General features: G+C 63.1%; 1 tRNA gene. It reads right to left on the bottom strand.

From position 1 onward, the window contains the following. Positions 1 to 42 precede the first annotated feature (42 nt). Positions 43 to 115, bottom strand: a tRNA-Trp gene (locus D5687_RS11180). Positions 116 to 339 lie beyond the last annotated feature (224 nt).

Below are 339 nucleotides of genomic sequence, written 5' to 3' on the forward strand. Positions count from 1 at the left end.
CTTCAGGCCGTGCCTGCATCGTCGTCGAACGTTCGCCTTCAGCAGGGGCGACAGGACTTGAACCTGCAACCTGCGGTTTTGGAGACCGCTGCTCTGCCAGTTGAGCTACGCCCCTTCGCGGTTGGCAGGCAAGACCAGACCAGGCCCTGGCCAACCCACTACGCCGGGGCTCACATGACACGCGCGCCCTCCGTTCGGTGATCGCGAACCGAAAGTGGAGACGACACTCCGCTCGTTGAACTCACGGAAAGCGCGCCGATGTTGGGAAAACCCCGAGGTCCGAGTGTACATGGCCGCAGCGGCCAGTTGCTAATTACGCGGTCCTGATGACCTGCCCGG

This window comes from Guyparkeria sp. SCN-R1 (assembly GCF_003932495.1).
Classification (GTDB): Bacteria; Pseudomonadota; Gammaproteobacteria; order Halothiobacillales; family Halothiobacillaceae; genus Guyparkeria.